The sequence below is a fragment of the Mesorhizobium sp. WSM4307 genome (genome assembly GCF_007003945.1).
In the GTDB taxonomy this organism is placed as follows: Bacteria; Pseudomonadota; Alphaproteobacteria; order Rhizobiales; family Rhizobiaceae; genus Mesorhizobium.
Map to the genome: position 1 here is coordinate 161,333 of NZ_VFTB01000011.1, position 21,869 is coordinate 183,201.

20 protein-coding genes and 1 riboswitch are annotated in these 21,869 nt (G+C 63.2%); of the genes, 11 read left to right on the forward strand and 9 right to left on the reverse strand.

Features of this window, described 5'->3' with window-relative positions; genetic code table 11:
• Positions 1 to 62 precede the first annotated feature (62 nt).
• Together FJV83_RS26290 and FJV83_RS26295 are read right to left on the reverse strand one after the other, a co-directional pair.
• On the reverse strand, positions 63 to 1,436 hold the full coding sequence (locus FJV83_RS26290; RefSeq protein ID WP_095790083.1) for a PleD family two-component system response regulator: 1,374 nt from the start codon (positions 1,434 to 1,436) through the stop codon (positions 63 to 65).
• A 33-nt stretch (positions 1,437 to 1,469) separates the two neighbouring features.
• Positions 1,470 to 1,841, reverse strand: coding sequence for a response regulator (locus FJV83_RS26295; protein WP_006334976.1), 372 nt, complete (start codon positions 1,839 to 1,841; stop codon positions 1,470 to 1,472).
• A gap of 247 nt (positions 1,842 to 2,088) precedes the next feature.
• Between FJV83_RS26295 and FJV83_RS26300 the strand changes: the two genes are divergently transcribed.
• Positions 2,089 to 2,388, forward strand: coding sequence for a DUF3572 domain-containing protein (locus tag FJV83_RS26300; RefSeq protein ID WP_032930433.1), 300 nt, complete (start codon positions 2,089 to 2,091; stop codon positions 2,386 to 2,388).
• Positions 2,385 to 3,038: a hypothetical protein gene (locus tag FJV83_RS26305; protein WP_095772768.1), complete on the forward strand. Its 654-nt coding sequence runs from the start codon at positions 2,385 to 2,387 to the stop codon at positions 3,036 to 3,038. Before FJV83_RS26300 ends, FJV83_RS26305 begins: the two co-directional genes overlap by 4 nt.
• Before the next feature lie 68 nt (positions 3,039 to 3,106).
• Here FJV83_RS26305 and FJV83_RS26310 read toward each other — a convergent pair whose 3' ends face one another.
• Entirely contained in the window at positions 3,107 to 4,696 is a 1,590-nt protein-coding gene (locus tag FJV83_RS26310) for a hypothetical protein (RefSeq protein ID WP_185973403.1), read from the reverse strand.
• 308 nt (positions 4,697 to 5,004) lie between these two features.
• Positions 5,005 to 5,580 (reverse strand): GNAT family N-acetyltransferase, encoded by a 576-nt coding sequence (locus FJV83_RS26315; RefSeq protein WP_095772770.1) that lies wholly within the window; start codon positions 5,578 to 5,580, stop codon positions 5,005 to 5,007.
• A gap of 66 nt (positions 5,581 to 5,646) precedes the next feature.
• Here FJV83_RS26315 and FJV83_RS26320 point away from each other — a divergent pair, with 66 nt between their 5' ends.
• Complete coding sequence (locus FJV83_RS26320; RefSeq protein ID WP_095772771.1) at positions 5,647 to 6,975, forward strand: DNA polymerase IV; 1,329 nt, start codon at positions 5,647 to 5,649, stop codon at positions 6,973 to 6,975.
• Between the two features lie 42 nt (positions 6,976 to 7,017).
• On the opposite strand, the gene FJV83_RS26325 is transcribed toward FJV83_RS26320, so the two are convergent.
• On the reverse strand, positions 7,018 to 7,524 hold the full coding sequence (locus FJV83_RS26325; RefSeq protein ID WP_095772772.1) for a hypothetical protein: 507 nt from the start codon (positions 7,522 to 7,524) through the stop codon (positions 7,018 to 7,020).
• Positions 7,525 to 7,713: 189 nt separating this feature from the next.
• Between FJV83_RS26325 and FJV83_RS26330 the strand changes: the two genes are divergently transcribed.
• Positions 7,714 to 8,595: a DMT family transporter gene (locus FJV83_RS26330; RefSeq protein ID WP_142886265.1), complete on the forward strand. Its 882-nt coding sequence runs from the start codon at positions 7,714 to 7,716 to the stop codon at positions 8,593 to 8,595.
• Between the two features lie 11 nt (positions 8,596 to 8,606).
• Here the strand turns inward: FJV83_RS26330 and FJV83_RS26335 are convergent, their stop codons facing one another.
• From FJV83_RS26335 to FJV83_RS26345, 3 genes are all read right to left on the reverse strand, one after another.
• Positions 8,607 to 9,359 carry a potassium channel family protein gene (locus FJV83_RS26335; RefSeq protein ID WP_142886266.1) on the reverse strand — a complete coding sequence of 251 codons (753 nt, stop codon included), beginning with the start codon at positions 9,357 to 9,359 and terminating at the stop codon, positions 8,607 to 8,609.
• Positions 9,360 to 9,411: 52 nt separating this feature from the next.
• The gene (gene dnaE / locus FJV83_RS26340) at positions 9,412 to 12,939 is read right to left on the reverse strand and encodes a DNA polymerase III subunit alpha (protein WP_142886267.1); all 3,528 of its coding nucleotides are present in this window, start codon (positions 12,937 to 12,939) and stop codon (positions 9,412 to 9,414) included.
• A gap of 106 nt (positions 12,940 to 13,045) precedes the next feature.
• Positions 13,046 to 15,058, reverse strand: coding sequence for an acetyl/propionyl/methylcrotonyl-CoA carboxylase subunit alpha (locus FJV83_RS26345; protein ID WP_095772776.1), 2,013 nt, complete (start codon positions 15,056 to 15,058; stop codon positions 13,046 to 13,048).
• Between the two features lie 200 nt (positions 15,059 to 15,258).
• Between FJV83_RS26345 and FJV83_RS26350 the strand changes: the two genes are divergently transcribed.
• From FJV83_RS26350 to FJV83_RS26380, 7 genes are all read left to right on the forward strand, one after another.
• Entirely contained in the window at positions 15,259 to 16,386 is a 1,128-nt protein-coding gene (locus FJV83_RS26350; RefSeq protein WP_142886268.1) for an S-(hydroxymethyl)glutathione dehydrogenase/class III alcohol dehydrogenase, read from the forward strand.
• Positions 16,387 to 16,453: 67 nt separating this feature from the next.
• Positions 16,454 to 17,023, forward strand: coding sequence for an S-(hydroxymethyl)glutathione synthase (gene gfa / locus FJV83_RS26355; protein WP_142886269.1), 570 nt, complete (start codon positions 16,454 to 16,456; stop codon positions 17,021 to 17,023).
• A gap of 63 nt (positions 17,024 to 17,086) precedes the next feature.
• Positions 17,087 to 17,554 carry a YaiI/YqxD family protein gene (locus FJV83_RS26360; RefSeq protein WP_142886270.1) on the forward strand — a complete coding sequence of 156 codons (468 nt, stop codon included), beginning with the start codon at positions 17,087 to 17,089 and terminating at the stop codon, positions 17,552 to 17,554.
• Between the two features lie 26 nt (positions 17,555 to 17,580).
• Positions 17,581 to 18,258, forward strand: coding sequence for a DUF1345 domain-containing protein (locus tag FJV83_RS26365; RefSeq protein ID WP_095791022.1), 678 nt, complete (start codon positions 17,581 to 17,583; stop codon positions 18,256 to 18,258).
• Between the two features lie 97 nt (positions 18,259 to 18,355).
• On the forward strand, positions 18,356 to 19,237 hold the full coding sequence (locus tag FJV83_RS26370; RefSeq protein ID WP_142886271.1) for a cytochrome b/b6 domain-containing protein: 882 nt from the start codon (positions 18,356 to 18,358) through the stop codon (positions 19,235 to 19,237).
• Position 19,238: 1 nt separating this feature from the next.
• Complete coding sequence (locus FJV83_RS26375) at positions 19,239 to 20,030, forward strand: molybdopterin-binding protein (RefSeq protein ID WP_142886272.1); 792 nt, start codon at positions 19,239 to 19,241, stop codon at positions 20,028 to 20,030.
• Positions 20,030 to 20,467: a GNAT family N-acetyltransferase gene (locus tag FJV83_RS26380; RefSeq protein WP_142886273.1), complete on the forward strand. Its 438-nt coding sequence runs from the start codon at positions 20,030 to 20,032 to the stop codon at positions 20,465 to 20,467. Before FJV83_RS26375 ends, FJV83_RS26380 begins: the two co-directional genes overlap by 1 nt.
• Here FJV83_RS26380 and FJV83_RS26385 read toward each other — a convergent pair.
• Positions 20,464 to 21,465 carry a hypothetical protein gene (locus tag FJV83_RS26385; protein WP_142886274.1) on the reverse strand — a complete coding sequence of 334 codons (1,002 nt, stop codon included), beginning with the start codon at positions 21,463 to 21,465 and terminating at the stop codon, positions 20,464 to 20,466. The genes FJV83_RS26380 and FJV83_RS26385 overlap by 4 nt on opposite strands.
• A 173-nt stretch (positions 21,466 to 21,638) precedes the next feature.
• Positions 21,639 to 21,725, forward strand: a riboswitch (glycine riboswitch).
• Positions 21,726 to 21,869 lie beyond the last annotated feature (144 nt).

Consider the following 21,869-nt stretch of genomic DNA (forward strand, 5'->3'; position numbering starts at 1 on the left):
TCGCTTGGATTAAGGTAAATAGCTAACCTTATTGGATTGACCGTGGAATCGGTCGCGGGCGCCTACGCCGCCTTGGCTACGACGCGGTTGCGGCCGCCGCTCTTGGCTTCATAGAGCGCGAGATCCGCGCGCTTCATCAGTGCCGCCACCGTGTCCACGCCCTTCAGCACCGACGACACGCCGACGCTGACGGTGACCTCGATCGTCTTGCCGTCGGCGCCAATGGCGAACGGCTTCTGGGCGATTTCGGCGCGGATGCGTTCGGCCACTTTCTCTGCCACGGCGCCATCGGTGTCCGGCATCACCACGACGAACTCCTCGCCGCCGAACCGGCAGGCAAGGTCGATACCCCTGACATTCTTGCGCAGCCGCCGCGCGAATTCCCGCAGCACCTCGTCGCCGCCATCATGGCCATACGCATCATTGATCGACTTGAAACGGTCGAGATCGGTGATCATCACCGACAGCGGCCGGCGCCGCGCCACGGCGCGGTCGAACAGCGTCTGCAGATGGCTGTCGAGATAGCGGCGGTTGTGCAGCCCGGTCAGACCGTCGGTCACCGCCATCTCGATGGTCTGGGTGACACTGGCGCGCAATTGGTCGTTGTAGCGCTTGCGGCGCACCTGGGTGCGCAGCCGCGCCGTCAGCTCCTGCTGGTCGATCGGCCGCATCAGATAGTCGTTGATGCCGAGCTCGAGGCCGCGGATGATACGCTCCTCCTCGCCCTCCTCGGCCAAAAGGATGATCGGCACGAAACGGGTGCGGTCGAGCGAGCGCAATTGCGAGCAGAGCCGCAACGGATCGAAATCGGCGAAGGCCGTCGAGATCATCACGCATTCATAGGACGTCTCGGCGGCTTGAAAGAACCCGGCATGCGGGTCGCCGATGACATCGAGATCGGCGCGGTCGCGCAGCATTTTCTGGATGCGCTCGACCGACGATTTGCGCTCGTCGATCAACAGCACCTTCGGCGTCGTGTCCTCGGACGCGAAATTGCGGCTGAGCAGCTCCTCGATGCCGATGTTGCGCGTCGTCGAGGCACGCAGCCTGAGCTCGTCGGTGAGAGACTTCAACCGGACCAGGCTCTTGACGCGCGTCATCAGTTGCAGATCGTTGACTGGCTTGGTCAGGAAATCGTCGGCGCCGGCCTCGAGCCCGCGCACGCGGTCGGAAACCTGGTCGAGCGCGGTGATCATCACCACCGGGATGTGCGACGTCGCGGGGTCGCTCTTCAGCCGGCGGCAGACCTCGAACCCGTCCATGTCGGGCATCATCACGTCGAGCAGCACGACATCGACCTTGCCGTTCTCGCAGGTCTCGATGGCGTCAGGCCCGTTGGTGGCGGTCAGCACCTCGAAATATTCGGCCAGCAGCCGGACCTCCAGCAGCCTCACATTGGCAGGGATGTCGTCGACGACGAGGATCCGCGCGGTCATTTCACAAGGCTCCGGCTCGGCTGGAAAGGGACATCAGGCATCGCCCAGGTAAGATTTGATGGTTTCGATGAAACGCGGCACCGAGATCGGCTTCGAAATATAGGCCTCGCAGCCGCCCTGGCGGATGCGCTCCTCGTCGCCTTTCATGGCGAAGGCGGTCACGGCGATGACCGGGATGACGTGCAGATCGTCATCTTCCTTCAGCCATTTGGTCACTTCCAGCCCCGACACTTCGGGCAGCTGGATGTCCATCAGGATGAGATCCGGCCTGTGCTGACGTGCCAGGTCGAGCGCCTCCAGACCATTGCGGGTGCGCACTGTCTCGTAACCGCTCGCTTCGATGAGGTCCCGAAAGAGCTTCATGTTGAGCTCATTGTCCTCGACGATCATGACCTTCTTAGGCATCGACATCCCGTCCCGGCCGTCCTTCCGCTCGAAGGTGGCCGTCATGCGCTCCCGGTTGAACGCACCAAACCCTGCTTCACTATACGGCAATATAATTGACGAAACGGAAACCTCCGGGCTGCAAAGCAGCGCGAATTCCACCTCGCCTCGCTGCGCGTCCAAACGGCGCGCGGCGCTGTAAAGGCTTGCCGCAAGCAACTCTTGCCATTACTGCGGAAGAGACTCATTCCACGTACCGAAGGTAGTGATGGCAAACGCGGCGTCAATGCGCGAAGAGGCGGAAACCATTGCCGTGAAGGCGTTGGGCTTCGTCGCCTCTGATCCGGAGCTGTTGCCGCGCTTTCTGGCGATCACCGGAATAGAGGCGCATTCGATCCGCAAGGCCGCAGGCGAGCCCGGCTTTTTGGCCGGCGTGCTGCAGTTCATACTTGCCCATGAGCCGACCCTGATGCGCTTTGCCGAGGAAACCGGCACGCCGCCGGCCGCCGTCGGCAAGGCGTTGCGCGCACTGCCGCTCGGCGACGACAACCATGAGCGGTCCATATGAGCGATGATCCCGAGACCGCGCGCCAGATCGAGGAACTGTCAGCGGACGACCGGCCGCTGCTGGTGCTCGACGTCGACGATGTCGTGCTCGAATTCATCCGCCCCTTCCCGCATTTCTTGAAGTCGCGCGGCTATGGGCTGACGCTGGCGTCCTTCCGGCTGACCGGCAACATTGCCGAAACGGCCAGCGGCCGGCTGATCGAACAGCCGGAAGTCACGGCACTTCTGGGTGATTTCTTTGACGCGCAGGCCGATTGGCAAAGCATAACCGACGGCGCCGCGGAATCCTTGGCAAGGCTTGGCGACCGCGCGGAAATCATAATGCTCACGGCCATGCCGCACCGGCATCGTGCCGTGCGCCGCGCGCATCTCGATGCCTTGGGTCTGAACTATCCGCTGCTGACCACCGAAATGGCCAAGGGACCGGCAGTGGCCAGGCTGCGCGGCAAGAGCGGCCGGCCGGTGGCCTTCGTCGACGATCAGCCGCACAATCTGGCGTCGGTGCGGGAATCGGTCACCGACGCCAATCTTTTCCACCTGATGGCGGACAATTCGCTGCGTGCGTTCCTGCCGCCCGTCCCGGACGATGTCATCGTCGTCCAGGACTGGCACGAAGCCGCGCCGAAGATCGTCGGCGCGCTGGGGCTCTAAAACGTTACACGCAATTCCCAAGGGAAAAACGCTGTGCGTTTTTCCTGGAATTGCTGGAAAGCCCAACCTCAAGGATTCAGCTTCGCGCCGGCCCCACCATTATCGCTGTCGCCACCATTGTCGCTGCCGCCACCATTGGCGCCATCGCCATTGTCGCCGCCGCTGCTGTCGTCCGCGCCGTCACCGTCGTCGACGCTGTCGTCCACCGCCGGATCGGCGGGCTTCAGCATGACGCCGTTGACGGTGACCGAGCCATCGGCCTTGGTGCTGACGGCCCATTCCAGCCGACCGTCCGGCAGCGTCTTGGCAAAGCCCTTGACCATGAGAGCGACAGGCACGTACTGCCCGACCTCCGGTTCCGCCTTTGCCGCTTCCTGCAGATGCGCCATGATCTTGTCGAAGCCGGCGACATCGACGGTGAGATTTGCGTCGGGTTTCTGGCCGAAGCTCGTCATCTCGCCTTCCAGCGCGATCTCCATGTCCTTGTTCTTCACAACGCTGTGGCTAATGACGACCTTCGGCGCCTTGGCCAGGAAGTCGGTCTTGAGCTGGTCGCCGAACTCGGCCGACAGCGGCGGATCCTGATTGAGATCAAAGGCTTCGATCGCCTTCTTCGCCATGGTGTCGAGATCGATATTGGCACCGCCGAAGTTCAGGTCGATATCGGTGGGCAGCAACGCCACGCTCCAGCTCGGCAAAAGCTGCTGCGGCACGGTCAGGCCCGACGCCTTGATGCCGTAGGTGACCTTGCCGCTCTGGGAAACGCCGTCGCTGCCGAACGCGGTGCTGAGCTGGGTTGCGCCGAAAGTGCCGATCGGGCTGTCGACCGCGAAATCCTTGAAGCCATAGGTGCCGTCGATGCGCTCCCACACCGGAAGCGCTGCGCGCAGAAGGGACTTGAGCTGCGCCTGGTTTGCCTTCAGCGTCTTCTCGTCCTCATTGGCCACGGCAAATGCCAGGAGGTCGAGCAGCGGCCTCGTCTGCACGCCCTTGCCGCTGGCTTCCACCGACAATTCCGGCGACTTGATGGTGACCGGAAAATTCAGCCCGTTCTCGGGATCGTCCAGTTTGATCGCCTCGGCGAAATTCGAAATCTTTTGCGACATTGTGAAATCGACGCCGCCATTGGCGGCCTTGGTGGCGGCGATGGTCGCGGTGCCGGCGCCAGTGCTGGCCTCCATCTGCTGCTTGGCATCCTTCGATGCCATCGTCATGCCGGCCAACGAGCTGGTGCCGCTGATGAATGCCGCCAGACTCGGATCATAGATGCCGGAACCCTTGCCGTCCTTGATCGAAAACTGGGTGCTCTGCAGCCCCTCGGGCCCGTTGAACTCGAAGGATCCGCTCTGCGAAAAATCCATCGAGACATCCCAGGTCCCGTCGCTGCGCGGCTTCACCAGCACGGCGTAGGGCGCGAAGTCGAGTTTCACCTTTCCCTGTGCGGGAACCGTCGCGGCAAGCGCCTTGAGATCGAACGCGACCTTGTAGGCGTCGCCTTCGACCGAAACCTTCAGAATGCCCTTGTCGAGCGCCTGTTTGCCGACATAGCGGGACAGGTCATCGGACAATTGCTTGGCACCCTTGCTGTCGACGGTCTGGCCGAAGGCGGGCGCGCTGAAGAGAAGCGCGGCAAAGGCAATTGGCAACTTACGGTTCACGGGAAGTCTCCGTTGATCGAAAAGGCAAAAATCGTTTCGTGCTTCTGGTAGGGAAATACCATCACAACTGCAAGATGATGACAGTCAGGCTGTCAGCCAAAAGCAGGAGCCGGTTATCAGCGCTGTGAAGCTATACCCTCAGGGGCTCTGTTTCGCGCCTGCATCGCCGTCACCGTCTTGGCTGCCGTCGCCATGAAAGCGAAAGGCAGGGCACGTTTCACAAAAATTCTCCGTTTCTTTCATGCGGGTATGAAGTTACCGCCACAACTGCAAGATGAAATCAACAACGCCCGCCGACAAAAACGAGATCAAAGCACCAGCCGCATCAGCGGCCGGCCCGCCTTGCGTTCCACCAGCCTCTCGAACCCGGCTTTCTCGAACACCCCCGACGAGCCGACGAACAGGCCGATCGAGCGCGAATCGCGCGACAGGTCGATCGGGCAGGCCTCGACAAGCCGTGCGCCGTTGCCGCGGGCGAAATCGATGCCGCCTTCGACGAGGCGGTGCGTGATGCCCCGGCCCCGCGCCTTGGCGCGGACGAAGAAGCAGGAGATCGCCCAGACGGCCGGATCGGAAGCGTCGGCGGGATCGATCGGCGCCGAGCCCCTGCCCTTGTTGTTCCATTCAGGCACGTCGGCGCGCGGCCCGATCTGCATCCAGCCGACCGCCTTGCCGTCCTCGAAGGCCAGCAGGCCGGGGGGCGGGCCGGCCTCGATGCGCGCCTTGATATGGTCCTTGTTGCGTTCGCGGCTGCTCTCGCGCCTCGCCGCCGGCGCCAGCCGGAAATGCGTGCACCAGCAGCCGTAGCAGGCGCCCTGCTTGCCGAAAAGGTCCTCGAAATCAGGCCACAGCTCGGGCGCCAGCGGTACTACGGTCGTGCTCATATGGTTCTCCCCAGGCCAAGCTTGTCGCTAGCCCTGCACTGTCGTACCATTGCCTCTGTTCTCTTTATGTTCGCAGTGATGGCGGCCCCTGTCAACAATCCCGATCACGGTTTTTGCCGTGACTGCCTGACGTTTCAGCGCGGTGAATCGCGCCGCTGCCAGCGCTGCGGCAGCCCTCGCCTTGCCCGTCATCGCGAGCTTTACCGGCTGCATCTGGCCCATATCGATTGCGACGCCTTCTACGCGGCGATCGAAAAGCGCGACAACCCGGCGCTCAAGGACAAGCCGCTGATCATCGGCGGCGGCAAGCGCGGGGTCGTCTCCACCGCTTGCTACATCGCCCGCATCCGGGGCGTGCGCTCCGCCATGCCGATGTTCAAGGCGCTCGAGGCCTGCCCCGAGGCGGTCGTGATCCCGCCCAACATGGAAAAGTACGTACGTGTCGGCCGCGAGGTGCGCGCCATGATGCAGGCGCTGACGCCGCTGGTCGAGCCGCTGTCGATCGACGAGGCGTTTCTCGACCTCGCCGGCACCGAACGGCTGCACGGCCTGCCGCCGGCCGTGGTTCTGGCGCGCTTCGCGCTGGCCGTGGAGAAAGAGATCGGCATCACCGTTTCCGCGGGCCTCTCCTACTGCAAGTTCCTCGCCAAGATCGCGTCGGACTTCCGCAAGCCGCGCGGCTTTTCGGTCATCGGCGAGGCCGAGGCGGTCGGCTTCCTGGCGACGCAGCCGGTGACCATGATCTGGGGCGTCGGCAAGGCGTTCAACGCCACGCTGGAACGCGACGGCATCCGCACCATCGGCCAGCTTCAGACGATGGAGCGTGGCGACCTGATGCGCCGCTACGGCGTGATGGGCGACCGGCTCTACCGGCTTTCGCGTGGCGAGGACGTTCGCCGCGTCGACCCCGACCAGGACGCCAAGAGCGTGTCGGCCGAAACCACCTTCGACACCGACATCGCGTCGCTGGACGAGTTGGTCGCGGTGCTGAGAGGGCTCTCGGAAAAGGTCTCGGCGCGGCTGAAAAAGTCAGGCATTGCCGGACGCACCGTGGTGCTGAAGCTGAAGACCCAGGATTTCAAACTGCGCACGCGCAACCGCCAGCTCGGCGACCCGACGCGGCTCGCGGACCGTATCTTCCAGACCGGGGTAGAGCTTCTTCGCAGGGAAACGGACGGCACGAAATTTCGATTGCTCGGCATCGGCGTCAGCGACCTCTCCGACGACGACAAGGCCGACCCGCCGGATCTGGTCGACGTCAAGTCGCGCAAACGCGCCATGGCCGAAGGCGCGATCGATGCGCTGCGCGACAAATTCGGCCGCAAGGCGGTGGAGACCGGCTATACGTTCGGCAGGGGTCGCGATGCCCATCCGCCGGAGCCGCTGGAAGACTGAGCCTGGATACCGGATGTGTCGAGATTCAGTCGGATCCTGCCGTCAGACGCGCGTCAGATCGATCCGGCTCATCACCACGTTCTTGCCGGTTTTCGGATCGGTATCGGTGACCGTGAGCCGGATGCCGTTCTCGCCTCGCTTCTCGACCGTCATCCGCGCCTTGCGATCGCCATTGACCTCCTGGGCCCAGCGGATGCCAAGATTGATCGCGTCGCCCGAACGGCTGCCGTTCAGCTGTGCCGGCCCGGTGCGCGACCCGACATAGACGCCGCTGTATTTCGCACCCGTCACCTTCAACTTGGCACTGATGGCCCGCGTCACCAAAACGAGACCGCGGCAATTGCCATCCAGCGAGAGCGAGGTCGAGGTCGCGTTCGACTTGAAGCTGCAGGAAACACTGACGTTCGGCACATCGGTGGTCAACTGGACAGTGCCCTTGCCGGCAAAACTGCCCTTGAACGACTGGAGAAACTTGGTCTCGTCGGCATGTGCCGTGCCTGCCGCGACCAGGAGACAGCCGGCAAGCGCAAATTGCGCGAATGGTCTCATCGAAATTCTCCCTGTCGACGCTGAAAGACGTCCTGCGAAGCTCGGCTGAATACCGGGACTCAACGCCCACTGCCCTATCGGGTTCCGCTCGCGACATGACCGTTTTGCACATCACGCCACTGCAACTGGCCCAGAAGAATGGAGTGACTAGCAATTGCGGCAAAAGCCGCAGCCTGCGAGATAGCTGCCATGGCACCCACCCCCTCGATCCCCAAGGCCGCGTTCTGGATGGCGCTGTCGATCAGCTCTTTCCTGGCTATGTCGGTCGCCGGCCGCGCCACGACGGCCGAACTCAACGTCTTCCAGGTGCTGGAACTGCGCTCGGTGATCGGCTTCTTCATCCTCTTGCCGCTGGTGCTGGCGAGCGGCGGCTTCGCGGCAATGCGCACGCAGCGTCCCCTCGCCCATCTCGCCCGCAACGTCGTCCACTATAGCGGCCAGGCGGCATGGCTCTACGCCTTGACGCTGATCCCGCTGGCTGTGCTGATCTCGATCGAATTCACCACGCCGATCTGGACGGCGATCCTGGCGGTGACTTTTCTCGGCGAAAGGCTGAGCCGGCCGAAACTGGCGGCAGTCGTGCTCGGCCTGATCGGCGTGGTGGTCATCGTCCGTCCAGGCGTCGACGCGGTCGATCCCGGACATCTGGTCGTGCTGGGCGCCGCGGTCTGTTTCGGCATATCGCTGGTGCTGGTGAAATCGCTGACGCGCACCGACAGCGTCGTGCGCATCATTTTCTGGATGCTGATCATCCAGTCGGTGCTCGGCCTCATCCCCGCGCTCTACGTGTGGCGCACCCCATCGCTTGAACTCTGGCCCTGGATCCTGCTGATCGCCTTCACCGGCATGTCGTCACATTTCTGCATGGCCCGCGCGCTTACCTATGCCGATGCGACCGTCATTTCGCCGATGGATTTCCTGCGGGTGCCCTTGTCGGCGCTGGTCGGCTGGCTGCTCTATCACGAGCAGATCGACGCTTTCACCGCTGGTGGCGCGCTGCTGATCCTGATGGGCAATCTGCTCAATCTGCAGCGCAAACCGGTACAGCCGGCTGAAGTGGCGGCATCGTAGCGTTCGGCCCGTCAGTCGCCTTCGTTCGGTATGTTGAGGACTTGCCCGCAGGCCTTGCAGTGCACCTTGGCCGGCCGGAACATCGCCTGCGCCAGCCTGACAAACAGCGATATGCCGATGATCATGGTGACGATCGCCGTCAGCTTGCCGGCCATTCCCGGCAGCACGATGTCGCCGAAGCCGGTCGTCGCCACCGTGGCGACGGTGAAATAAAGCGCGTCGATGTAGTTTTCCAGGCCGGCTCCATTACGGAAGAAGAAGGTGTAGACGAAGCCGGTGATGACGAACAGAAACGTCAGGAGGTTGATGACCGCATGGCTTGCCTCGCGCCAGGGCCTGAGCCCACGCATCTCGAAATGCCGCCAGATCGAACCGCTGCGCGACAGCGACCACAGCCGCAGGATCCGCAGAAAACCGAGATTGGCGAGCGCCGTCGGCATCAGCAGCGTCAACAGGATGAAGACATCCACCCAGGAAGTCGGCTGCTTCATCAGGCGCAGCATGTCGTTTGAGGCCAGCAGCCGGGCGATCAGATCGGCGCCGACGAGCGCGGCCACCGCATAATCCAGCCATAGGAACGAGGCCGATTGCTGGATGACGGGTGTCGCAATGGAGAAGGCGACAATGGCGAGATCGATGACGATTGCCGCAACCTGAAACCGGAAGGCGGCGGGCGTGCGCCCATGATAGAGCCTGCGCAGCGTGTCGCGCAGCCGCGCCATGGCGGAACGATCCTGTGATGCTCGCTTGTCCGCGGCCTTCATGCCGATCGCGATGACATGGGCGGCATGTGCCGACGCCTGCCAAGGGCGGGGGTCACACCAACTCCACTTCGACCACACCGGGCACGGCGCGCATTGCCGAGGCGATCTGCGGCGAAACGCGGTAGCCGCCCTGCAAGGCGATCTCGACCTCGCCCTGGGCCTCTTCCTTGATCACGATGATGCTCACCTGGCTTTCACCGCGCTGGGTGAGCTGGGATTGGATTATCGAGGCGGGTCCATCGTTCCTGACGAATATGCGCAGCGCCTTCTGGATGCGGCTTGCCTCCTCCTCCAGCGATTGCACGGAGTTGATGCGCAAATTGACGCCCTCGGGCCGGTCCTCGGCCGCGACGGTGATCACGACGGAGCGGCCAGCTTCGAGCAGGTCACGGTACTGCGCCAACGCTTCGGAAAACAGCACGGCCTCGTACTGGCCGGAAGTATCGGAAAAGGCCACGACGCCCATCTTGTTGCCGGTGCGCGTCTTGCGCTCCTGTTTGCTGGTCACCGTGCCTGCCAGGCGGCCGGCGGAAGCGCCGCGTTTGACGGCGGCCGAGAACTCCGCCCAGTTCTGCACCCGCATCTTCTGCAAAGCCGCCTTGTATTCGTCGAGCGGATGGGCCGAGAGATAGAACCCGACGACCTGGAATTCGCGGTGCAGCCGGTCGGCCGCGAGCCATGGGTCCGTCGCCGGCAGGTTCAGCGCCTGCGACTGTGCGCCGAGCGAGGCGCCGAAAATATCGGCCTGGCCGGAAACGGCGTTCTGCTGGGCAAGTGACGCCAATCCCATCATCCGTTCGACGCCAGCCATCATCTGGGCGCGGTCATGGCCGAAGCAGTCGAGCGCGCCGGCCATGATCAGGCTTTCGAAGACGCGCTTGCCGACGATCTTGGGATCGACCCGCTCGCAGAAATCGGCGAGATTCTTGAACGGCTTTTCGCCGCGCACGGCAACGATGTGCTCGACCGCCGCGTCGCCGACGCCCTTGAGCGCCGCCATCGAGTAATAGATGCGGTTCTCGCCGACCTCGAAAGGCCGGAAACTCGTCATCACCGACGGCGCCAGAACCTCGATGCCGAGGCGCAGTGCGTCCTGGCGGAAGTCGGCAAGCTTGTCGGTATTGCCCATGTCGAGCGTCATCGATGCGGCCAGGAACTCAACCGGATAATGCGCCTTGAGATAGGCGGTCTGGTACGAGACCACGGCGTAGGCGGCGGCGTGCGACTTGTTGAAACCGTAGTCGGCGAACTTGGCCAGCAGGTCGAAAATAAAGTCGGCTTGCGGCTTGCTGACACCGCGCTCGACCGCACCCGAGACAAAGCGCTCGCGCTGCTTGTCCATCTCGGCGCGGATCTTCTTGCCCATGGCGCGCCGCAGAAGGTCGGCCTCGCCGAGCGAATAGCCAGACAGCTCCTGCGCGATCTGCATCACCTGTTCCTGGTAGACGATGACGCCTTGCGTCTCCTTCACCAGATGGTCGATCTTCGGATGGATCGAGGCCATCTCCTCCTCGCCATGCTTTCTGGCATTGTAGGTCGGGATGTTCTCCATCGGGCCCGGCCGGTAGAGGGCAACGAGCGCGATGATGTCCTCGATGCAGTCGGGCCGCATGCCGATCAGCGCCTTGCGCATGCCGGCACTTTCCACCTGGAACACGCCGACCACCTCGCCGCGCGACAGCATGGCGTAGGTCTCGGGGTCGTCGAGCGGGATCGTCGCCAGATTGATGTCGATGCCGCGCCGGCGGATCAGCTTCACCGCCGTCTCCAGCACGGTCAGCGTCTTCAGGCCGAGGAAGTCGAACTTCACCAACCCGGCCTGCTCGACATATTTCATGTTGAACTGGGTGACCGGCATGTCCGAGCGCGGATCGCGGTACATCGGCACCAGTTCCGACAAAGGCCGGTCGCCGATGACGATGCCGGCGGCGTGTGTGGAAGCGTGGCGGTAAAGGCCTTCCAGCTTCTGCGCCATGTCGAGCAGCGTCTGGACGATCGGCTCCTTCTCGGCCTCTTCGGCAAAGCGCGGCTCGTTGGCGATGGCATCCGCGAGCTTGACCGGATTGGCCGGGTTCTGCGGCACCATCTTGGACAGCTTGTCGACCTGGCCATAAGGCATCTGCAGCACACGGCCGACGTCGCGCAGCACGGCGCGCGCCTGCAGCGTACCGAAAGTGATGATCTGGCCGACCTGGTCGCGGCCGTATTTCTGCTGGACGTAGCGGATCACCTCTTCGCGACGATCCTGGCAGAAGTCGATGTCGAAGTCGGGCATCGACACGCGGTCGGGATTGAGGAAGCGCTCGAACAGCAGGGAGAAGCGCAGCGGATCGATATCGGTGATGGTCGTCGAATAGGCGACCAGCGATCCGGCGCCCGAACCACGGCCCGGTCCGACTGGAATGCCTTGCGCCTTGGCCCATTTGATGAAGTCGGCAACGATCAGGAAGTAGCCCGGAAATTTCATCTTCTCGATGATGCCGAGCTCGAACTCGAGCCGTTCGCGATATTGCTCGACCGTGTAGCCCGGCGTCGGCCCGTGCAGCGCAAGCCGCGCGTCGAGCCCCTCGCGCGCCTGGCGCGCCAGCTCCGCGGCCTCGGCCTTTTCGGCCGCATCCTTATCGGACCCATCGCCGCCGGTGAAGCGCGGCAGGATCGGGCTGCGGGTTTTTGGATAGTAGGAACAGCGCTGCGCGATCTCGACCGTGTTGTCGATCGCTTCCGGCAGGTCGGCGAACAATTGCGCCATTTCGGCCTGGCTGCGCAGGAAATTGTCCGGCGACAGCCGGCGGCGGGTGTCGACGGCGACGACGGAGCCTTCGGCAATGGCAATCAGCGCGTCATGCGCTTCATAATCGTCGCGCGACGAGAAGAAGGCTTCGTTGGTGGCGACAAGCGGTAGTTCGTGCGCGTAGGCGAGATCGATCGTCTGATGTTCGATGACCCGGTCGTAGCCCGCGACCCGGTCCAATTCGACATAGAGCCGGTCGCCGAACATCGCCTTGAGCGTCAAAAGCCGCGCCTCGGCCAGATCGCGGCGATCCTCCTTCAAGGCGTTGCCGATCGGGCCGCGCGGCCCACCGCTGAGGCAGATCAGCCCATCGGCCTTTCCCTCCAGCATCTCAGTCGTCAGATGCACCGCTTCGCCGGGCGGCGTTTCCAGGTAGACGCGGCTGACCAGCCTGACCAGGTTGGAATAGCCGGCTTCGGTCGCGGCGAGCAGAACGACCGGCCGCATCTCCGGGCCTTGACGTCGGCGGTCGCGCTGGCCATCGCTGTTCTCACCGGAAAAGGCGAGCGCGATCTGGCAGCCGATGATCGGCTGGATGCCGTCCTTCACCGCCTTCTGCGCGAATTCGAGCGCGCCGAACAGATTGTTGGTGTCGGTGACGGCGATCGCCGGCGCCTCGTCCTTCACGGCATGGCCGACGATCTTGCCGAGCTGGAGCGCGCCCTCGAGCAGCGAATAGGCCGAATGCACGCGCAGATGCACGAACGGCCGCGCCGGCACCTCCGGCCGCGCGGCCGCAATGGCGGCTTCGCGCTTCAAGGGATCGCGTGGAAGTCTGTCATCCGCCATGGTTTCTCGCGCACTCGAAGGCTCTGAGTCGATGGAGATGTATTGTCCGGGACCGGGCGATACCAGTCCAGCACAAACGACCGCCAATCACAGGCTTGCCGCTTGTTCAGGCGAACTCCATGATCACTGCGTCCACAGCGAGACTGTCGCCGGGCTTGGCGTTGAGTTTCGACACGATGAGATCGCGCTCGGCGCGCAGCACGTTTTCCATCTTCATCGCCTCGACTACGGCCAAGGTCTCGCCGGCCTTGACCTCCTGGCCCTCGGTGACAGCGATCGACACGACGAGGCCGGGCATAGGGCAGAGCAGCAGTTTCGACGTGTCCGGCGCCACCTTCTCCGGCATCAGCCGTTCCAGCTCGGCGATGCGCGGCAGCATGGCGCGCGCGGTCACCGACATGCCTTTCCAGGCGATGCGAAGACCGTTGGCGACAGGCCGGATCTGGGCGACAACGGAGCGCTTGCCGACCGTGCCGCGCCAGATCAGGTCGCCCGGCCGCCAGTCGGATGAAACGGTCAGCGCCTTGCCGCCGTCGATCGACAGGTCGATCTCCATCGGAATGGAGATCATGCCTTCGAGGATGGACGCCTGGAGATATTCGCCGCCGAGCTTCACCACCCAATCGCGCTTGAGTACGCCCGAATGCGGCGCCAGCCGCCCACCCAGCCGGTCGAGCCGGTCGCGTCGCAGCAGTTCCACCGCGGTCACGATGGAGGCCAGCACCGCCTTTTCTTCGCTGTTCGGCACGATGGGCGCAAAACCGTCGGGATATTCCTCTGCTATGAAGCCGGTCGATATCGCCCCTTCCCGCCAGCGCGGATGCTGCATCAGCGCCGCCAGGAACGGAATGTTGTGCTCGATGCCGTCCACCACAAAACTGTCGAGCGCTTCCGACATGGCGTCGATCGCTTCGATGCGCGTCGGCGCCCAGGTGCACAATTTGGCGAGCATCGGGTCATAGAACATCGAAATCTCGGAGCCTTCGGTGACGCCGGTGTCGTTGCGGATGACGACATCGCCGAATTGCCCTTCCTCCGGCGGCCGGTAGCGCGTCAGCCGGCCGATCGACGGCAGGAAATTGCGATAGGGATCCTCTGCATAGAGCCGGCTTTCCACCGCCCAGCCATTCAGCTTGATGTCGCTTTGCTTCAAAGCGAGCTTCTCGCCGGCGGCGACCCGGATCATCTGCTCGACCAGATCGATGCCGGTGACGAGCTCCGTCACGGGGTGCTCGACTTGCAATCGTGTATTCATTTCAAGGAAATAGAAGTTCTTGTCCTTGTCGACGATGAACTCGACCGTGCCGGCGCTCTGATAGTCGACGGCCCTGGCCAGCGCCACCGACTGCTCGCCCATGGCCTTGCGCGTCTTGGCGTCGAGGAATGGCGACGGCGCCTCTTCCGCGACCTTCTGGTTGCGGCGCTGGATCGAGCATTCGCGCTCGCCGAGATAGAGCGCATTGCCATGCGCGTCGGCCAGCACCTGGATCTCGATATGGCGCGGATCGACGACGAATTTTTCGATGAACACGCGGTCGTCGCCGAACGAGCTCTTGGCCTCCGAGCGCGCCCGGTCGAAGCCGTCGCGCACTTCCGACTGGTTCCAGGCAATGCGCATGCCCTTGCCGCCGCCGCCGGCCGAGGCCTTGATCATCACGGGATAACCGATCTCGCCGGCGATCTTCTCGGCATGGTCGGCATTCTCGATGACGCCGAGCCAGCCCGGGACCGTCGAAACCTTGGCGGCATTGGCGAATTTCTTCGATTCGATCTTGTCGCCCATCGCCTTGATCGCCTTGGGCTTCGGGCCGATGAAGACGATGCCTTCCTTCTCCAGCGCTTCGCAGAAGGCGGCCCGTTCAGACAGGAAGCCATAGCCGGGATGCACGGCCTGAGCCCCGGTTTCCTTGCAGGCGGCGATGATCTTTTCAGGGACAAGATAACTTTGCGCGGCGGGCGAAGGCCCGATATGCACCGCCTCGTCGGCCATCTCGACATGCACGGCATCGCGATCGGCATCGGAATAGACCGCGACCGTGGCAATCCCCATCATGCGCGCCGTCTTGATGACGCGACAGGCGATCTCGCCACGGTTGGCGATCAGGATTTTCGTGAACATGCTGAGGTCGTTCCCCTCCGGTCGGTCGTTCCTTTTATGACCTGTGCTTGCGGGGTCAAGCCGACCATGCAAATCACTGCCTTTCAATCGATTTGCGATTCCAATTCATCGCTGTGGCCCAGTCTCGGCGCCAGCTTCCAGTTGATCGTGTCGAAAAAACCTGAAACCTTGGAAAAAAATTCGCATTTGGAGGACGCCCTATGAAAACCCGCGCCGCTGTTGCCGTCACCGCCGGAAAGCCGCTGGAGATCATGGAGGTCGACCTCGACGGTCCGCGCGAAGGCGAGGTGCTGGTCGAGATCAAGGCGACCGGCATCTGCCACACCGACGAGTTCACTTTGTCGGGCGCCGATCCCGAAGGCCTGTTCCCGGCCATTCTCGGCCATGAGGGCGCTGGCGTGGTGGTCGATGTCGGCAAGGGCGTCACCTCGGTCAAGAAGGGCGACCATGTCATCCCGCTCTATACGCCCGAATGCCGGCAGTGCCCGTCCTGCCTGTCGAGAAAGACCAATCTGTGCACTGCCATCCGCGCCACGCAGGGCCAGGGCCTGATGCCCGACGGCTCGTCGCGCTTTTCGATCGGCAAGGACAAGATTTTCCACTATATGGGCTGCTCGACCTTCTCGAATTTCACCGTGCTGCCCGAGATCGCGCTGGCCAAGGTCAATCCCGACGCCCCTTTCGACAAGATCTGCTACATCGGCTGCGGGGTGACCACCGGCATCGGTGCGGTCATCAACACCGCCAAGGTCGAGCAAGGCGCCACCGCCGTGGTCTTCGGCCTCGGCGGCATTGGCCTCAACGTCATCCAGGGCCTGAAGCTTGCCGGCGCCGACATGATCATCGGCGTCGACCTCAACAACGACAAGAAGGAATGGGGCGAGCGGTTCGGCATGACGCATTTCGTCAATCCGAAGGAGATCGACGGCGACATCGTCCCGCACCTCGTCAACATGACCAAGCGCGGCGCCGACCAGATCGGCGGCGCCGACTACACGTTCGACTGCACTGGCAACACCAAGGTGATGCGCCAGGCGCTGGAAGCCTCGCACCGCGGCTGGGGCAAGTCGGTCATCATCGGCGTCGCCGGCGCCGGCCAGGAAATCTCGACGCGGCCGTTCCAGTTGGTTACCGGCCGCACCTGGATGGGCACCGCCTTCGGCGGCGCGCGCGGCCGCACCGACGTGCCGCGCATCGTCGACTGGTACATGGACGGCAAGATACAGATCGATCCTATGATCACCCATTTGCTGAAGCTGGAAGACATCAACAAGGGGTTCGACCTCATGCATGAGGGCAAGTCGATCCGCAGCGTCGTCGTTTACTGAAGCAAGCCACACGCCGCCGACCGACCGGCCTGCGACCTCTGTGGTTCACAACTGGGAGGAGAAAAGAATGGCGGAGAAACTGCATCCGAAAATCGACAATGGCCTGCCCAAGGAGAGCGCGAGCTTTGCCGGCGGCACGCTAGTCTGCGCTTGCACCAGCAAGCCGGTCAAGGTGAAGGTCAAGGGCCAGATCGCCCACAACCACGCCTGCGGCTGCACCAAATGCTGGAAGCCGGAAGGCGCTATATTCTCGGTGGTTGCCGTCGCCGGCACGGGCGACGTCACCGTCAGCAAGAACGGCGACAAGCTGAAAGTGGTCGACCCCTCGGCGCTGATCCAGCGCCACGCCTGCACCGGCTGCGGCGTCCACATGCACGGCCCGGTCGAGCGCGACCATCCGTTCAAGGGCCTGACCTTCATCCACCCCGAGCGCTTCGTCGAGGACGGCTGGTCGCCGCCGGGTTTCACCGCCTTCGTCTCGTCGATCATCGAATCCGGCGTCGATCCAAAGCGGATGGATGGTATTCGCGCGCAGCTAAGGACAATCGGGCTCGAACCATATGACTGTCTCAACCCCGGCCTGATGGACTATATCGCCACCTGGACGGCAAAGAAGTCTGGCGCCTTGCCGGCCTGAACGCTGCAGGATTTCAGGCAGGGGCCGGACACGCTTCCGGCCCCTGTCCGTCTCGGAGAAACAATGTCCGCACCCGCCATCTACGTCGACGCCGATGCCTGCCCGGTCAAGGCCGAGGTCGAGAAAGTCGCCGAGCGCCTCGGCGTCGTCGTCACCTACGTCTCCAATGGCGGCTTGCGGCCCTCTCGCGATCCGATGATCCGCAATGTCGTGGTCTCCAAGGGCGCGGACGCCGCCGACGACTGGATCGTCGAGAACGCCAGATCCAACGATGTCGTGGTGACGGCAGACATTCCGCTTGCCGCCCGCGCGGTGACGCTAGGCGCCCATGTGCTCGGGCCTACCGGGCGGCCGTTTACGCCCGAAACCATCGGCATGGCGGTGGCCATGCGCGACCTCAAGCAGCATCTGCGCGAGACCGGCGAGAGCAAGGGTTACAACGCCTCCTTCGCGCCACAGGACCGCTCGCGGTTCCTCGGCGAACTCGACCGCATCTTGCGGCGCGCGCTGAAATCCGCCACACCCGGCTAGAAACCGAGCGCGAGGGTGGAGACGTCATGGCCACCGAAACCCCGATCCAGGGACCAATGCAGCGCCATATGCTGTTCGCAATGTCGGCGTGTTTCGGCGCGCTCGCGCTCCTTGTGGCGTTGCTGCTGCACGCCCCGCTCGCCTACTCGATCGGCGCCAATACCTTTTTCGCCGCCTACGTCATTCTTGTCGTCAGCCAGATGCCCAAATTCACCGGCAAATATCTGAGCAAGAATGCGCGCGCCACCGACCAGCCGGTGCTGGTCATCTTCGCAGTGACGCTCGTCGTCGTTGTCGTCGCCGTTGTCTCGTTGTTCCTGCTTATCAATCAGAAGAACAGAGGCAATTCCGTCGAACTTGGTTTCGCGCTGCTGTCGATCCCGCTTGGCTGGTTCACCATCCATGCCATGGCCGCACTTCATTATGCGCATGTCTACTGGATGGACGGCGATGCGGTGGAGGCCGAAACCAATAAGAAAATCCCGGTCGGCGGATTGCTGTTCCCAGGCGACAAACGGCCGGAAGGCTGGGATTTCCTCTATTTCTCGGCGGTCATCGGCATGACCGCGCAAACCGCGGACACCAACATATCGACCACGCATATGCGCTGTGTCGTGCTTGTTCACTCGATCCTGTCGTTTTTCTTCAACACCGTCATCGTCGCCGCGGCCGTCAATCTCGCCGTCAGCCTGGGTGCTCCGTAATAAATCCGTGATCGGGTGAAACATCGGTTTGGATCGCGACGTATCAGGAGGACAATGAACGCGCAGGCCACGCCGCGAGGCCGGGAGACGAGACAAGATGGAATCCGTTGCCAGAAGCCAATCCGCCACCGGACCGGACGCTCCCGTGTCGAGTGACAGCACGCTGATCTACCGGCAGTCGCGCTGGACGCGGCTGACGCACTGGATCTGGGCCATTTCGCTGTTCTTCATGCTGCTTTCCGGGCTGCAGATCTTCAACGCCCGGCCGCAGCTCTATATCGGTAAGCAATCCGGCTTCGGCTACAACAACACCATCTTCGAAATCGGCGCCGAAAACACGAGCGCCGGGGCGCGCGGCTACACCGAAATCTTCGGGCATCGCTTCGACACGACAGGCGTGCTCGGCTGGTCGGGTCCGCCGGGCAACGAGACGGCGCGCGGTTTCCCGTCCTGGGCGACCATTCCATCCTATTATGACCTCGGCACCGCCCGCGTCGTGCATTTCTTCTTCGCCTGGATCCTGACGACCACCTTGATCGTCTGGCTGGTCGCCAGCCTGGTCAACGGCCATATCAGGCGCGACCTCGCCCCGCGCGTCGACGACCTCAAGCGCCTGCCGCGGGACATAGTCGACCACGCCAAACTGAAATTCCATCACACGCGCGAATACAACACGCTGCAGAAGATGGCTTATGGCGGCGTGCTGTTCGTGCTGTTGCCGCTGATGATCATCACCGGCCTTGCCATGTCGCCCAGCATGAATTCGGTGCTGCCCTTCCTCAACGAGGTGCTCGGCGGCCGGCAGACGGCGCGCACCATCCATTTCACCGTCATGCTGCTGCTGGTCGGTTTCTTCATCATCCACATTCTGATGATCCTGGCCGCCGGCCCGATCAACGAACTGCGCTCGATCATCACCGGCTGGTACCGCACCGACCCTCCCGCGCATGACGACGAGACGACCGAGAGGAGTGCCTGACATGGCCAAGTTTGAGATCAGCCGCCGGAAATTCCTGACCGCCGCCAGCCTTGGCGCCTCCGGCATCATGCTGTCAGGCTGCGACGCCTTCGACAGCCAGTTGAGCATTGGCAGCGGCCTGCGCAGTTTCCTCGAAAACGCCAATGGCCTGACGTACCGCGCGCAACGCCTGCTCGCCGGCCGCGATGCATTGGCGCCGGAATTCAGCGAGGCCGACATCCGCCAGCCGCAGCGGCCGAACGGCGTTACCGCCCCCGACGATGACACCTACAAGGACCTGCTCGCCAACAATTTCGCCGATTGGCGATTGGAGGTGTCGGGTCTTGTCGAAAAGCCGCTGTCGCTCAGCCGCGAGCAACTCCAGAACATGCCGAGCCGCACCCAGATCACCCGCCACGACTGCGTCGAGGGCTGGAGTTGCATCGCCAAATGGACCGGCACGCCGTTGTCGCTGGTGCTCGACCAGGCGGTGGTCAAGCCGCAGGCGCGCTACGTCATGTTCCATTGCCTCGACACGATCGACCGCAGCCTGTCCGGCGACATCAAATATTATGGCACGATCGACCTGATTGACGCCCGCCACCCGCAGACGATCCTCGCCTATGGCCTGAATGGCAAACCGCTCCCGGTCGAGAACGGCGCGCCGCTGCGCGTCCGCGTCGAACGCCAGCTCGGCTACAAGATGCCGAAATACCTCTACAAGATCGAGCTGGTCGACGGCTTTGCCAATGTCGGCGGCGGCCGCGGCGGCTATTGGGAAGACAATGGCTACGACTGGTACGGCGGGATTTGATGACCATCCGCATGCAGGCCGAGCACTATCTGTCGCCGATCGAGCTAAGTTCGCTCGAGGAACGCCTCCACACCGACAACCGGCGCGCGACAGGCTGCGCCGATGACCGGGGACTGGCTTTCGTTATTCGTGACGGTGCGGGACATGCCATCGGCGTTGCCGCCGGCTACTCTTGGGCGAGCACGTCCGAGCTGACATTGATGTGGATTGACGAGGCCTATCGCGGTCGCGGCTATGCAACGCAGTTGCTCAGCGCTTTTGTGGCTGAGGCAACCGTTCGAGGAGTCAGGAGAATTTGGGTCTCCAGCCACGACTTCCAGGCGCCGGGCCTCTACGAGAAGGCTGGCTTCCGGCGCATCGCCGAACTGGCGCAATGGCCCGAAGGCCACTCCAACATCATCCTTTGTAAAACGACAGCAGCGGACGGTGCACTTTAGGCAACCTTCTCAAGCAGCGGCCTTAGCGCCGGATGGATCTCCGGCGAGGCATGCTTGATCAAGGTCAGCAGCGCGCGCTCGTTTTCGTACAGGGGCCTGTCCACGCCGATGTGCTCGATCAGCCATTTGGCTTCGCCGGCATCGATCGTCTCAGCGCGGCGGGCCAGGGCCTCGGCCGCCCTGTTCTTGGCCTCCCACTCGGCCTCGATGTCATCGGGGGGCCGATAGGCCTCGATGATGCCGGCAAGGCCGCCGGAGACCATGCGGCTGAAGAAGCCGCCGATTTCCGGATCGGCGCGCTCGAGGAAGCTTTCCTGCCGCAGCGCCACATCGCGGGTCGGCGCCTCATAGCCGGCCGAACACATGACGAAATTGGCGATCGCCTTGACGAAAAGGTCGTTCCACGAAGGATCGTTCTTGGCCTGGGCGGTCTGCTCGTTGATCCTGAACAGCAGCTCGGCCTCGCCGCGGGTGATGGCGATGTTGCCGTCGCCGCCATGGGCATGCAGGATGCGGCGCAGCAGCTCGACTTCCGCCTTGGCGATCAGTCCGGGCACCAGCGCGCCGCCCAGCATCAGCGGCCCCTTGCCGTCGATGACGGCATGGGCGACCTGCTCCAGCGCATAGACGCAAAGCTTGCTCGGCGTGGATCTCGCCTTTTCCAGCACATGGACCAGCAATTCGAGTTCGGTGCGGCTGTCGACCATGCCGTCGCGCGAGATCGTGCGGACCAGCCAGTCCGCATTGTCCTGCGATATATAGCCGGACGGCTTTTCCTGATGGACGATGTAGTCGGTCACCGCCTCGACGAAGAACGGTGCCCATTGCGCGCATTTGTCCTGGGCCGTCTGGTCGAGAGCAAACAGCGCCTCGGCCTCGCCTCGGATCACCACGCCATCGGCAAACACGTCGCGGCGCAGCATCACCACATCCTCCGGGGCAATGCGATTCTTCGAGGTCAGCCCCGCCACCGGCGCGCTCATGATCAATTCGCCCATTGTCGTCCCCGTCCGCCCCAAAGCGTTACCTCGGCCTGCTATATCAGGAGTGTCTTGAAAAACCGGCAAACGGCGTGGTTAGCGAAGACTTGTCGGTAACATGTCGCTGGGAGGTGACAAGGTGTCGCCGACGGGCTATGGATGGCGCGTCGAGGGCTCAGGATTCTGAGTCCTACCTGTTTGCGGGAGAGAGCAGCGAGAGCTGCCGCCGAAGGGGAAATCGCCCGAAATCTCTCAGGCAAAAGAACCGTGGACGGGAAAGACACTCTGGAAAGTCGGGGCTTGCCCCCGCGCCGAAGGTGTAAGCGCCGCTGACAGAGTTCCGGCTGCGCGAGTCTCTCAGGCTTCAGACAGAGGGGCACGGACTGGTCGCCATTCGCGGCCGATTGCGTGCGACTCTGGAG